The organism is Flavobacterium glycogeni, assembly GCF_048286775.1.
In the GTDB taxonomy this organism is placed as follows: Bacteria; Bacteroidota; Bacteroidia; order Flavobacteriales; family Flavobacteriaceae; genus Flavobacterium.
The window spans coordinates 143,573-156,459 of the sequence record NZ_JBLVPV010000005.1 but is presented as its reverse complement, the minus strand read 5'-3'; the positions used below and the strand labels follow the sequence as shown (position 1 = coordinate 156,459).

General features: G+C 36.0%; 9 protein-coding genes. 1 reads left to right on the top strand and 8 read right to left on the bottom strand.

Annotated elements, in window-relative coordinates; translation table 11 throughout:
* The first annotated feature begins 103 nt into the window (after nucleotides 1-103).
* Nucleotides 104-688, top strand: a complete 585-nt coding sequence (locus tag ACNQGX_RS05990; RefSeq protein ID WP_417974950.1) for a helix-turn-helix domain-containing protein — start codon at nucleotides 104-106, stop codon at nucleotides 686-688.
* A gap of 102 nt (nucleotides 689-790) precedes the next feature.
* Here ACNQGX_RS05990 and ACNQGX_RS05985 read toward each other — a convergent pair whose 3' ends face one another.
* The 8 genes from ACNQGX_RS05985 to recO all read right to left on the bottom strand — a co-directional run bounded on the left by ACNQGX_RS05985 (nucleotide 791) and on the right by recO (nucleotide 12,857).
* The gene (locus tag ACNQGX_RS05985) at nucleotides 791-1,471 is read right to left on the bottom strand and encodes a phosphonatase-like hydrolase (RefSeq protein WP_417974948.1); all 681 of its coding nucleotides are present in this window, start codon (nucleotides 1,469-1,471) and stop codon (nucleotides 791-793) included.
* A gap of 89 nt (nucleotides 1,472-1,560) precedes the next feature.
* Nucleotides 1,561-2,718 carry a TIGR03364 family FAD-dependent oxidoreductase gene (locus ACNQGX_RS05980; protein WP_417974946.1) on the bottom strand — a complete coding sequence of 386 codons (1,158 nt, stop codon included), beginning with the start codon at nucleotides 2,716-2,718 and terminating at the stop codon, nucleotides 1,561-1,563.
* Between the two features lie 10 nt (nucleotides 2,719-2,728).
* Nucleotides 2,729-4,063, bottom strand: coding sequence for a DUF5690 family protein (locus ACNQGX_RS05975; protein ID WP_417974944.1), 1,335 nt, complete (start codon nucleotides 4,061-4,063; stop codon nucleotides 2,729-2,731).
* A gap of 168 nt (nucleotides 4,064-4,231) precedes the next feature.
* The gene (locus ACNQGX_RS05970; RefSeq protein ID WP_417974942.1) at nucleotides 4,232-7,111 is read right to left on the bottom strand and encodes a TonB-dependent receptor; all 2,880 of its coding nucleotides are present in this window, start codon (nucleotides 7,109-7,111) and stop codon (nucleotides 4,232-4,234) included.
* Between the two features lie 278 nt (nucleotides 7,112-7,389).
* Nucleotides 7,390-7,992 (bottom strand): lipoprotein signal peptidase, encoded by a 603-nt coding sequence (locus tag ACNQGX_RS05965; RefSeq protein ID WP_417974940.1) that lies wholly within the window; start codon nucleotides 7,990-7,992, stop codon nucleotides 7,390-7,392.
* Between the two features lie 85 nt (nucleotides 7,993-8,077).
* Complete coding sequence (locus ACNQGX_RS05960; protein ID WP_417974938.1) at nucleotides 8,078-8,458, bottom strand: TraR/DksA family transcriptional regulator; 381 nt, start codon at nucleotides 8,456-8,458, stop codon at nucleotides 8,078-8,080.
* 7 nt (nucleotides 8,459-8,465) lie between these two features.
* A complete protein-coding gene (ileS, locus tag ACNQGX_RS05955; protein ID WP_417974936.1) occupies nucleotides 8,466-11,933 on the bottom strand; it encodes an isoleucine--tRNA ligase in 3,468 nt (1,155 codons plus the stop codon).
* 210 nt (nucleotides 11,934-12,143) lie between these two features.
* Nucleotides 12,144-12,857, bottom strand: a complete 714-nt coding sequence (gene recO, locus ACNQGX_RS05950) for a DNA repair protein RecO (protein WP_417974934.1) — start codon at nucleotides 12,855-12,857, stop codon at nucleotides 12,144-12,146.
* Between the last annotated feature and the right edge of the window lie 30 nt (nucleotides 12,858-12,887).

Here is a 12,887-nt window from a genome sequence, read left to right as displayed (position 1 = left end):
CAGGTTATAATACCGTGAGTAATATTGCCATTCTTCGTTACTATTTGTGATTTTGAATCCTGTCGATTTCATATATTTACATTTCAAATGACAGTAATTTATTATGGAGGATTTTTTAATTGGTATTGGAAAAAGATTAAAGGAAATAAGAAAAAAAAATGCGCTAACTATACATGAAGTAGCCAACAGAGCCGGAGTAAGCAATGGTCTTATATCCCGAATTGAAAACGGCAGAACGATTCCCTCCTTACCCGTTTTAATCGAGTTAATTCAATCCTTAAATACAGATGTCAGTTATTTTTTTGAAGGAGTTGAGAATACCAAAAATGCCAAATACATTCATATAAAGAAAGAGGATTACCAAAAAATAGAAAAAGAAGACAAAACCGAAACAAAAGGGTTTAATTACTTTCATATTTTTAGCAAAAGCATTAATTCGATTGGTTTTGAAGCTGTTATATTGGAAGTCGAACCCAATTGCAAGCGAGAAAAAGTAATAACAGATGCATGGGAATTCAAATACATTATAAAAGGAAGCGTGACTTATCTTATTGATGATGTTGAAGTTATCGTTAACGAAGGTGATTCTTTATGTTTTAACGGAAGGCATCCTCATGTTCCCGAAAACAGAACTCAAGAAAATTGCATTATGTTGGTGCTCTATTTTTATTCGGAGAGCAATAGCTAAAGAATTGTTGTTGCTTTTATTCCGTTTCCAAAAAAAATAAGGCTACCTAAAAAATCTAGATAACCTTATTCAAAATAAACAACAAAATAAGTTCTAATCCTCTTAACTGACAATACTGTATAACGAAGCCACAGAATCTAATATGTAGTCTGGTTTTGCAGTTTCTAACTGCTGTCTTGTTTGGGCTCCCGATAAAACGCCAATCGTAATTCCGCATTTGGCATTTTTTCCTTCTTCGACATCAATGGCAGAATCTCCGGCTTTCAATACTTTCGAAGCATCTTCAATTCCAAATAATTGCATTGCTTTAATTATCATGTCCGGAAAAGGGCGTCCGCGTTCGACATCATCTGCGGTGATCAATGCGTCATAGTGTTCGCCTTTCTTCCAATTCAATTTTTCTAACAAAGTATTGGCTACTTTACTGCTGTAACCCGTGTTTAGAACAATTTTCACCCCATTTTTTTTAAGATCGTTAAAAACCTTTTCAACTCCTTCAATTGGGATAACTGTAGATGTGAGGTATTCTTGGTCTAATAACTGTTTGAAATCCTGGAAAATCAATTCGGATTTTTCAGGATCCCTATTATTCAAATACGCTAAAATATCTTTTATTGCTTGGTGCTTTTCCTTTCCGGCTCCAATTGACAAAACCAATTCCAGAGAAACGTCTATTCCAAATTTGTTAATCGATTTATGTAAAGATTTATAAACTATATTTTGTTCGTTTATTGTTGTCCCGGCCATATCAAAGACAACCATTTCAATTTCGTTAATTTTCATGTGTATCTACTATTTGTTTTTTAAAGGAACATGGAATTCGCATAATTCATCTGTGTTTACATCGAATTTCCGTTATGCTCATTTCATATTTATGCGTTAAAAATTTTGTGTATATTATGTTTTGCAAATCCGGCGCTTCCAGTCATTCCTTTTCCTCCAATTCCGGTTACGATGTGAATGTTATCGCCAATAGTGTGCTCAAAAATATCTTTGGTTTTGCATTGTGAATACATTCCAAACCATCGGTTCTGAATTTCATAAGTTGGCAAATCGATTATTTTTTTCGCCTCATTTATCATGAAACTATCGATATCCATATTCAAATCAAAACCAAGGGAGTCCATTTCTTTTGCACTGGCATATTCATGGGAATCTCCTAAAATCACCGAGCCATCCATCGCTTGTTTGAACAATATATGAACTCCGTATTCTTTCTCAAAACTATTTGGGTTTTCTTTGGCTTTGATGGCCTGATAAGAAGGACATTCTTCAAAAGATTCATACCTCCTAATGGTTAATCCGGTTAGAATAGACCCGTCTAGTTTATAATTGTTTTGCGGTTTTGTTTGCAACATCTGAAGCTTAGAAACAATTAAATCACTGTTGTTGTAAATTTCTGGGTACAATATTTTAAAATCATTTCCACTGCAGATAATCATTTTCGAGGCCTTAAATTCTATCCCTGCTGCAGTAGTTGCAACCACTTCGTCAGATTTATCTTCGGTATTAACCACGGTTGTATTGGTATATAAATCCAATCCTAAATTGGCAATCATATATTCCTGTAATTTATGAATCATGGTATTGGGTTCTACTGTAACTTCTTGAGGAAAAAACAGTCCGGCTTTGCAATAATCGGAACGCAAACCATCGTATTTGGCTAAACATTGATTTTTGGAAAGCAACTCCGATTGGTAATCATTTGCAATGTTAATTTGGCGCAATTCCTCAATAAGTTGCATTTCTTCGTCATTCGAGGCAATATAAACCGTTCCGTTTTGACGTAAATTGATATCGAATTCGTTTTGGATTTCTTTGTATATTTTTAGGCTTTCTTTACCAAAATTCTGCCATTTTTTGTCCATTCCAGAAGGCACAACCTGGCCAAAATTTCTCACTGTTGCTCCTTCTGGTTTTGTGTTTTTCTCCAGAATTGCTACGGATAAGCCTCTTTTTAAGGCATGAAAGGCATGAAAAGTTCCCAGAACTCCTCCGCCAACTATTATTAAATCATATTTTTTTTTCATAATTTGATATTTATTGTACGATACTCCATGTTGTAACGGTCTCTTCATCTGATTCTCCTGATGAAGATGAGTAAGAAGGAATAGTCGTGGTTTTTACTATTTTTTTGAATTTTCGTCTAAAGTAATTAAAAGATAATAATGTGGTTATGACACCAATAAATGATAAAATGTAGATGCCGGTTGTAAAGAATTTTAGCAATGAAATATTTTTATCTCCAAAGTTTTTAAAAAACAAGACCAAAATACTTCCTAAATAACCAAAGGCGTCTGCTACATATATAAGAAAACCGGTGTTTCCGTTTATTTTGTAAGTGGCTATCATTCTGTCAAAAAACAAGCCATTAAAAGGAATGTAACAAACATACATGCCAAATCCAGACGCAATCATCCAAGGTAGCGGTGTAATCCTGTTTTGTTGGAATAAAAAAGTAGTCACCCCGATGAGTAATGAACCTAGAAACAATACCAAATGATAATTTCTAAAGGCTTTGTAATTGTTTTTCATGCTTCCCAAAACTCCTAAAATAACGAGAACCGATACGGCTATAGGAATTTCTGAATACATGTAAACGGATATACTTTCTTTGTATCCTAAAGAATCCCATAACTCCCTTGCAAAATTATCCCTGAATTCTCTCATCGCAGTTAGCGTTGCATAGAAAATTATGAACGCAATTAACGGGAACGCAAATTGGTTAAACAACGAAATACGCTCTTTTTTGCCCAATGGTTTTCGTTTCGATTTTAATTGTAAATCTTCGTCTGTTGGATTTGGAATTTTTTCTAAATAAAGAGAAAACAAGATTAACGGAATGATGAAGATTAAGCCTGAAACAAAAGGCATCCAAAATTCATTACAACCGACCACTTTCAAAACAAACAAACCAACCGATTTTGCTGAAGCCGAAGAAACAATAAAACTGGAGCATAAAATAACGCCCAATAGTTCCGTGGTTTTTCTTCCTTCAATATAAGAGAAAACGATGCCCCAAATCATTCCTAAAGGTATTCCGTTTATGAACAAAAACAGAATATTGTAGGGAGGAGGAGTCAGTGCGAAGCCCAGTAAAGCCAATTCGGAAATCAGGATAAAACCAATTAGGTATAACGTTCTTTTGGATGATTTTAATTCGGATATAATTTTAATTCCTAAAAATTTAGAAAGCGTATAGCCTAAAACCTGCGCTATGATCAGCAATATTTTATAGTCAATTCCCCAAAAAGACAAATTGTCAAATGTTGCTACCGTAAACGGTTTCCTAAAGGCATACATACAAAAATAGGTGCCAAAAGCAGCTATTGATGTTTTTAATATAAATTGAAAATTCGACGATTTTTTTGACATTACCTTATGCTTTTTCGATGAGATAGTTCTGATAGAGAATTATAGAAAATGGTTTTAAAAAAATAACCAGTTGGGTGTAGTTTCGTTTGTTTACTTAAATTTTCATCTGCAAAAATCAGACTGCAAAATTAAGATTCAACAACACCCAACTGGTTAACAAATAGTTATTTATAAGCTATATTTAATACCTAAATTAGCTTTCACTCCATAATTTTCCACTTGTTTTGGCCTGTCTGGACTTTTACCAAAATGGTACATCAACGGCTCGTTTAGGATATTGTTGACATCGGTAAAGACGGTAAAATGTTTCCCTATTTTGCAGGAAGCTGAAAAATCCAAAGAGTTGTACTTTCCGTAATAGATATCGTTCCTATCCGTGTTTACTGCATTTGCATCAAAACCAATTGCATAAGCCCCTTTGTGGTTAAAAGCGACTCTCGTATTAAAACCTCCTTTTTCGTAAAACAATTGTAAATTGTATAATTGTTTGGCTTGGTATGGAGTCGAAACTTTTCTTCCGTTTGGATTATTGGTGTTTTGTCCCAATGTCATTTCAGAATCCATTAAAGTTGCATTTATTTGGGTTCCGAAATACTTAAAGAATCCTGGCAGAAAATCAAATCGTTTGGTGATTCCAAATTCAACTCCGCCAATCCATGCATTTCCACCATTCGTTGGAGCACTAATTTCTATATCAGGGATTCCGTTTATTGTTCCTTGATACGTATCATCAAAAATTGGATCGGTGATCGATTTGTAAAATACCCCAGCATTGATTACACCCACTTCGTCCAAGAAATATTCTCCCAATAAATCAAAGTTCCAGGAATACGTTGGGTTTAAATTTGAATTCCCTCCTGCATATTCACCATCTATTGTATTTAATGAACCGGCTGGTGTAATATCTCCAAAATTAGGTCTCGCAAAAGTTCTTGTAGTCGCAAAACGAATGTTTAAATTTTCTTCTGGAGAGTATTTCAAATGCAACATTGGCAGTACAGATAAATAATCTTTGGTATTACTCACATCGACTACAGCTCCATTCTCCACGGTTTTACCGGTAACTTTTGTAATCGTGTTGGTCAATCGAACGCCTCCCAAAACGGTCAACTTATCCGATATTGAATAGGTTGACATTCCGTAGAAAGACGAAGTGGTTTCATCTACATTAAAATTTCGTCCCAAACCTTTTCCTAATTCCGGAATCTGGGAGTCAGCTTTATTCAAGACTAAATTTCCTTGAGCCGAATTGTAAAAATTAATCATCCCATCAGTAGACAATACAGGGCCAAAGCTGTTTCCAATTGTCGTCCCGATTTCCTTTTTCATATAATCCACGCCTCCGGGCTGGCTAATCAAATCTTGACTGTAGTTCGATAGAAAAGGAGTTGGTGATCCCGTCCAATTATAATATTCATCTCTAAAAGTTGCAATACGGTCTTTATCTGCTATTTTGGCTCCAAATTTCAGTTTAAGATTCTCATTGACATTGTGCTCGTAATTTACCGATGCTATAATGTTATCGCGCTCGGTAATGTTCACTTTGTATAATTCTAAAGTGGAAAACTTCATTTTTGCTGGATCTGTTTTAAAATTTGGATCCGAGAAAAAGTCGAATATCGTTTTGGGATTATTAGGATCTAATACTCCGCCATCCGCAGCCCAATACGCTCTTGGGCCTCCGGCTCCTCCATTGGCTACAGGAATGTTGTTTACATAATTGGGTTTAATGCCCACTCCTGTTTGATTAAACTGGATTAACATATAACTGTTGTTTTCTTCGTTTGGGATGTTTCCATATTTAAAAGTATTTCTATAGGAAGCCAAACTCCAATCTAAATTTCCCTTTTCTAACTGGTGTTTTCCGCCTAAATCAAGTCCGAAAAATTGGGTGATTAATTCGTTATGGATGTTTTGTTGTTCTACCGTTAAAGCGTTTGTTGCGCTATTGAATTTGTCAAATCTAATTCTGTGCTTATAATGTGTTTCTTTGTCGGCAAGCGTACCGTACGTCGCTTTCAAAAAGATTTTATCGTTTGACGAAGGATTAAATTCAAATGCACCGTTTAAACCCGTAGTTTTTCTAACTCCGGTATAATCCCTTAATTCCAAACGATAAACACCTTGATCTCCTTGTCTTCTTGCTTCGTAATTGTCCGTTGCCCAATTTCTGTTCCAATGCGTTCCATTAACAATATACCCGAATTTGCCGTTTTTACTTTTATCACCTAACGTAATGGAGCCACTGTAAATACCTTTGTCCGATTTTTGGTTGTATCCGCTAAAAAAACTGGCCTTGAATGTCTTTTTTGTGGGAGCCGTTTGTGTAGTGAAATTTACGCTTCCGCCAATGGCATCGGCATCCATATCCGGAGTGATTGCTTTTGTCGCTTCGACATAAGAGATAAGATCGGAAGGAAAAAAATCGAATGCAGTGGCTCTTGAAGTTGTTTCTTCTTCGGCAGTCGGAATTCGGTTGCCGTTTATTGTAGTTGATGACCAAAATGGAGGCAAACCCCTAACCGAAACAAAACGTCCTTCGCCTTGATCACGCTCAATAGATACGCCTGGCATACGCTGTACTGTTTCTGCGGCATTACGATCTGGTAATTTTCCGATTCCATCGGCTGCAATTACATTCACAATACTTAACGACTTTTTTTGCATGTTCAGCGCTCTGGCTTCACTATTTCGAAGACTCATTCCGCTAACTACTACTTCATTCAGTTGTTTTGAATTTGTATTTAAAGTAATAAGCCCTAAATTCAAACGCTCATTTTCTTTAACTTGAACTTTTATAATTTTTACTTCGTAACCAATGTAAGAGATTTGCAACTCAACACTGCCTGATGAAATGTCTTTTATAATAAAGTTTCCGCTAAAATCGGTTGTTGTTTTCTGATTCCTATCGGATAGTACCACCGCTGCTCCAGGTAATGGAGATTGGGCATCCGTAATTGTTCCGCTAATGGTTGCATTTTGGGCTGCCATTTTTTGCGTAAAAAGAGCAACCGATAAAATAAAAATTGCCTGATAAACTGTTTTCATGATTAATATGTTTACAAATATTAAATTTACATGGCAAATAAACGCAGTTTTTTATAAATAGTAAAAATATTGATTTTATGTAATTGTTAAAAAAAAGAAAATTTAAAGTGATTCTGATACATAAAATATTTATAAAACAAGAAAGACTGTCACGGTTGGTGGCAGTCTTTCTTGTTTTGCATGTATCGCTATTTCTGGGCGGGACAGAATAAATAACAAAAAAGACCTATTCAAATATGAAATAGGTCTTTTTCTATGTTGTGAATCTTAGTTAAAATTTAGGCTGTTTTGTGATGAAATGCTTTTTTGTTGAAAAAAATCAAAATCCCAACTCCTGTAGAAATAGCCATATCGGCAACGTTGAAAATAGCGTTGAAAAAAGTAAATTCTTTTCCACCCCAAATAGGCAACCAACTTGGTAAATTTCCGTGCCAAAAAGGAAAGTAAAACATATCAACTACTTTTCCGTGAAACCAAGTTCCATAAGGTTGGTCCGAGAATAAAGTGGCTAATTGTTGTTGGCTATCGTCAAAAATAACTCCGTAAAAAACAGAATCGATGATGTTCCCGAAAGCTCCAACAAGAATTAATGAAATCGCGACAATTAAATAATCCGAACTCTTCTTTTTCACCGAATCCCACAACCAATATCCAATTCCACCAACAGCGGCGATTCTAAAAAGAGTTAAAAATAATTTCCCATAAGCTCCAGGAATTTGAACTCCCCATGCCATTCCCTCATTTTCAATGAACAGAATTTTGAACCATTTGAATACTTCAACTTCTTCTCCTAAAATAAAATTAGTTTTAATGTAAATTTTAGAAACTTGATCAACAAGTAATAAGATAAAAATAAGGAGATACGCTTTTCGTAATGACATTTTATAAATTTTAATGGCGCAAAAATAACAATTTAATCAAAAAAAACGCTCCCAATGGAGCGTTAAATGTTGTTTAACAAGAGGTTTATCGTTGCAAGTTCTTTGCTTCGATACTCATTGTTGCATGAGGAACGATTTTTAATCTTTCTTTCCCAATTAATTTACCTGTAACTTTACAAACTCCGTACGTTTTATTTTCTACACGGAAGAGTGCATTTTTTAAATCACGAATAAACTTCTCCTGACGAATCGCCAGTTGTGAGTTTGCTTCTTTAGACATCGTTTCGCTTCCCTCTTCAAAGGCTTTAAACGTAGGCGAAGTATCGTCAGTCCCGTTATTCAAATCATTCATATAGGCACTTTTTATCAAATCTAGATCTGCTTGTGCTTTATGAATTTTACTAAGGATTATCTCTTTGAACTCTGCTAAATCTGCGTCAGAGTATCTTGTTGCTTCATCTACCATTTTTGTATTATTTTGAAATTAATATCATTGTTTTTATATCATCAAATTCAATTTCTGTCCCGTTTTCTATCTCATCTACAAAAACCAAATCGCTGGTTAATGTTTCCGATTTTATATACGCTTCGTTTTTAAGAATCGCCTCTTCTAGAATTCCATTCCTTTTCAATTGAACTTTAATTTTATCGGTAACTTCAAATCCTGAATCTTTACGGATATTCTGAATTCTGTTTACCAATTCTCTGGAAATTCCTTCTTGTTTTAATTCTTCAGAAATTGTAATGTCAAGCGCAACCGTTATTCCGTTTGAATTGGCTACTAACCAACCTTCAATGTCCTGCGATGTTATTTCTACATCTTCTAAAGTTAAAATTACGTTATTTCCTGCAATAACAATATTCAGACTTCCTTCCTTGTCCAATTGACTGATTTGCTCTTTTGAAAACCCTTGTATTTCCTTAGAAATCAAGCCCATATCCTTTCCAAAACGTGGTCCGAGCGCCTTAAAATTAGGCTTAATTTGTTTCACCAAAACACCGGAAGCATCGTCCAAAAGTACGATTTCTTTCACGTTTACCTCTGCTTTTATAAGGTCAGAAACAGCTTCAATTTCAGCCCTTTGATTGTCGTCAAGTACTGGAATCATTACCTTTTGCAACGGTTGGCGTACCTTTATCATTTCCTTTTTTCGGAGTGATAAAACCAATGATGAAATGGTTTGTGCTTTCTGCATTTTGCTCTCTAATATTTTATTAACATAGTTTTCAACCGAAATTGGAAACTCCGCCAAATGTACACTGTCATATTTTTCCGACTGTGTTGCTAAAGTTAAGTCTCTGTAAAGTTTGTCCATAAAGAACGGAGCGATAGGCGCACCCAGTTTACTTATAGTTAACAAACAAGTGTATAAGGTTTGATACGCAGCGATTTTGTCCTGCGCATATTCCCCTTTCCAGAAGCGTCTTCTGCACAAACGAACGTACCAGTTACTTAAGTTTTCCTGTACAAATTCAGAGATTGCACGAGCCGCTTTCGTTGGTTCATAATCCGCATAAAAACCATCTACTTCTTTTATCAAAGTGTTCAATTCCGACATGATCCATTGATCAATTTCCGGTCTTTCGTTTAATGGAATCTCCGCTTCTTCGAATTTAAAACCATCAATATTGGCATATAAACTAAAGAACGAATACGTATTGTATAATGTTCCAAAGAATTTTCTGCGCACCTCAGCGATTCCTTCTAAGTCAAATTTCAGGTTGTCCCAAGGATTCGCATTGGAAATCATATACCAACGCGTGGCATCAGGACCGTATTCTTTTAATGTTTCAAATGGATCTGCGGCATTCCCTAAACGTTTGGACATTTTTTGCCCGTTTTTGTCCAAAACCAATCCGTTAGAAACTACATTTTTATAGGCTACCTTATCAAAAACTAATGTTGCAATTGCGTGTAAGGTATAAAACCAACCACGGGTTTGATCGACTCCTTCTGCAATAAAATCAGCAGGAAAATCTTTGTTTTCGTCTATTTTATCTTTGTTTTCAAAAGGATAATGCCATTGTGCATACGGCATGGAACCCGAATCAAACCAAACATCAATCAAATCAGCTTCACGCGTCATCGGTTTTCCGGAAGCAGAAACCAAAGTAATTTCATCAACTACATTTTTATGCAAATCAACTAAATCGTAATTGGATTCCGCCATATTTCCAATTTCGAACCCTTTGAAAGGATTTTCTTTTTGGAAACCTGCAGCGATTGATTTTTCGATTTCGTTGTATAATTCTTCAACAGAACCAATTAGAATCTCTTCTCCCGAACCGTCGGGACCATCTTCAGTTCTCCAGATTGGCAATGGAATTCCCCAATAACGAGAACGTGATAAATTCCAGTCATTGGCATTTTTCAACCAATTCCCAAAACGTCCTTCTCCGGTTGCTTTCGGCTTCCAGTTAATAGTCTCGTTTAAGTCAAACATTCTGTCTCTAACCTCCGTGATTTTTATAAACCATGAATCTAAAGGATAATATAAAATAGGTTTATCCGTTCTCCAGCAATGTGGATAACTGTGTACGTATTTCTCTACTTTAAACGCCTTATTCTCTTCTTTTAATCGAATGGCGATTTCAACATCTACCGAACGTTCCGGCGCTTCACCGTCGTTATAATATTCGTTTTTGACATATTTATCGGCATATTCACCCATGTGAGAAGTGAATTTCCCTTGCAAATCTACTAACGGAACCGGAGTTCCATTTTCGTCCAAAACTAACATTGGCGGAACTTCAGGAGTTGCTTCTTTAGCCACTTTGGCATCATCAGCACCAAATGTTGGCGCCGTATGCACAATTCCTGTTCCGTCTTCGGTAGTAACGAAATCTCCAGCAATTACTCTAAAAGCATTTTCTGGATTTTGGTACGGTAATGCAAATGGTAATAATTGCTCGTAACGTATATCAACTAAATCAGCTCCTTTACATTCAGCCAAAACCTGATACGGAATTTTTTTGTCGCCTTCTTTGAAATTTTCAAAATCAGCTGGCTCAGCACTTTCAAAGAAACCTTTTCCGAATTGTTTTCCAACTAATTTTTTAGCTAGAATCACTTTGGTTGGACGAAACGTATATTGATTGAAAGTATCCACTAAAACATAGTCGATTTTTGGACCTACAGTCAAAGCCGTATTACTTGGCAATGTCCAAGGCGTTGTCGTCCAAGCGAGGAAATAAATCCCAGCCCCAGCCCCTCCCTTCGGGAGGGGAGCAAGGCCGAAAGCTTTGAACACCGAGTTTTCGGCTCCGGTTCCCTCCCCTTCGGGGAGGGCTAGGGTGGGGAATTGTGCCACAACCGTCGTATCCGTTACGTCTCTATAACTTCCTGGTTGGTTTACTTCATGCGAACTCAAACCAGTTCCTGCTTTTGGAGAATACGGTTGGATTGTGTAACCCTTGTACATCAAATCCTTGTTGTAGATTTGTTTCAAAATCCACCAAACCGTTTCCATGTATTTGGATTTGTACGTCACATATGGATCTTCCATATCTACCCAATACCCCATTTTTTCGGTCAAATCATTCCATACGTCCGTATAACGCATCACGGTTTTTTTACAGGCTTCGTTATATTCTTCGATGGAAATGGTCTTTCCAATATCTTCTTTGGTAATCCCTAATTCTTTTTCGGTTCCTAATTCCACAGGCAAACCATGCGTATCCCAGCCCGCTTTACGCTTTACTTGAAACCCTTTTTGAGTTTTATATCTGCAAAAAATATCCTTAATCGCACGCGCCATTACGTGGTGAATTCCAGGCAATCCATTTGCCGAAGGCGGACCTTCAAAAAATACGAATGGTGGGTTTCCTTCACGAGTGGTTACGCTTTTCTCAAATATATTTTCTTTCTTCCAAAAATCAAGTACTTCTGACGCTACCGTTGGTAAGTCAAGTCCTTTGTATTCAGTAAATTTTGTGCTCATTTTGTCCTTTTCTTAAATCGAAATGCGAAAGTAATAAATAGTTATGAGTTATGAGTTATGAGTCATGAGTTTTTGCGTAAGTGATAGAAGTGGAAAGCCCACAGCTAAATGAAGCGAAAGCGGAATTTAGCGAGAACTTGAAACGAATAGCACGACCCGAAGTTTTTACGAAGGGTTACGCCCAAGATTGCTTCGTTCCTCGAAATCACTTTATGAGAAAACTTCTTTTAAAACGTCCAGAGATTTTGGTTTTTTAAAGCCATCCAAATGAAAACTGTAGTAATCGATCAGTATTCTCAAAACTATTTGTCTTTCAATGACATGGAATATTTTTTGATTGTTATCGAATTTTAAATCGATCAGTTTTTTGAACAAATTACTTTCATGTTCCGTGAGCGAACTGATGGCATGAAACGGTGTAAAAACGCCCTCGGTCATTTCGAAAAAAGGCATATCCATATCAGAAATATCAGGATAAAAACCCAAATATTTTGTAGTTTCCAATAATAGAATCAAATGAAAATTGGCAATTTCATCATGATTATCCAACCAATGCAAAGCGGTTTCAAGAAAGGTGAACAAATGCTCATTTTTTTCCTCTTCATGAATGGAATGATGCAGCATTTCTGAAATGAACATCACAATCGTGCTTTTATAAATATCCGAATGTATCGAATGAAAAGGAGACGCAATTTTTATTTCCTTGAAATTTTCCAAAGTGCCTTTGTTTTTATGAACGGCTTCAATTTCGAGAATAGTCAAAGGCTGAAAATAGGCAATTTTCTGGTTGGCTTTTCTGGAAGAAAAAGCATCCCGAACAAAATAAGACTTCAAACCATGAGACAACGTAAAGCATTTCACAATCAAGCTTTTTTCCTGAAATTTTAAAGACGAAATAACAATGGCTTTGGTTTTGACCTGCATTCTTTTGGTAGAGGTTATAAGTTGGAGGTT

What these genes read in the sequence shown, in the direction of transcription:
- ACNQGX_RS05990 (WP_417974950.1), top strand. Translation starts at nt 104, where the DNA reads ATGGAGGATTTTTTAATTGGTATTGGAAAAAGATTAAAGGAAATAAGA.
- ACNQGX_RS05985 (WP_417974948.1), bottom strand. Translation starts at nt 1,471, where the DNA reads ATGAAAATTAACGAAATTGAAATGGTTGTCTTTGATATGGCCGGGACA.
- ACNQGX_RS05980 (WP_417974946.1), bottom strand. Translation starts at nt 2,718, where the DNA reads ATGAAAAAAAAATATGATTTAATAATAGTTGGCGGAGGAGTTCTGGGA.
- ACNQGX_RS05975 (WP_417974944.1), bottom strand. Translation starts at nt 4,063, where the DNA reads ATGTCAAAAAAATCGTCGAATTTTCAATTTATATTAAAAACATCAATA.
- ACNQGX_RS05970 (WP_417974942.1), bottom strand. Translation starts at nt 7,111, where the DNA reads ATGAAAACAGTTTATCAGGCAATTTTTATTTTATCGGTTGCTCTTTTT.
- ACNQGX_RS05965 (WP_417974940.1), bottom strand. Translation starts at nt 7,992, where the DNA reads ATGTCATTACGAAAAGCGTATCTCCTTATTTTTATCTTATTACTTGTT.
- ACNQGX_RS05960 (WP_417974938.1), bottom strand. Translation starts at nt 8,458, where the DNA reads ATGGTAGATGAAGCAACAAGATACTCTGACGCAGATTTAGCAGAGTTC.
- ileS (WP_417974936.1), bottom strand. Translation starts at nt 11,933, where the DNA reads ATGAGCACAAAATTTACTGAATACAAAGGACTTGACTTACCAACGGTA.
- recO (WP_417974934.1), bottom strand. Translation starts at nt 12,857, where the DNA reads ATGCAGGTCAAAACCAAAGCCATTGTTATTTCGTCTTTAAAATTTCAG.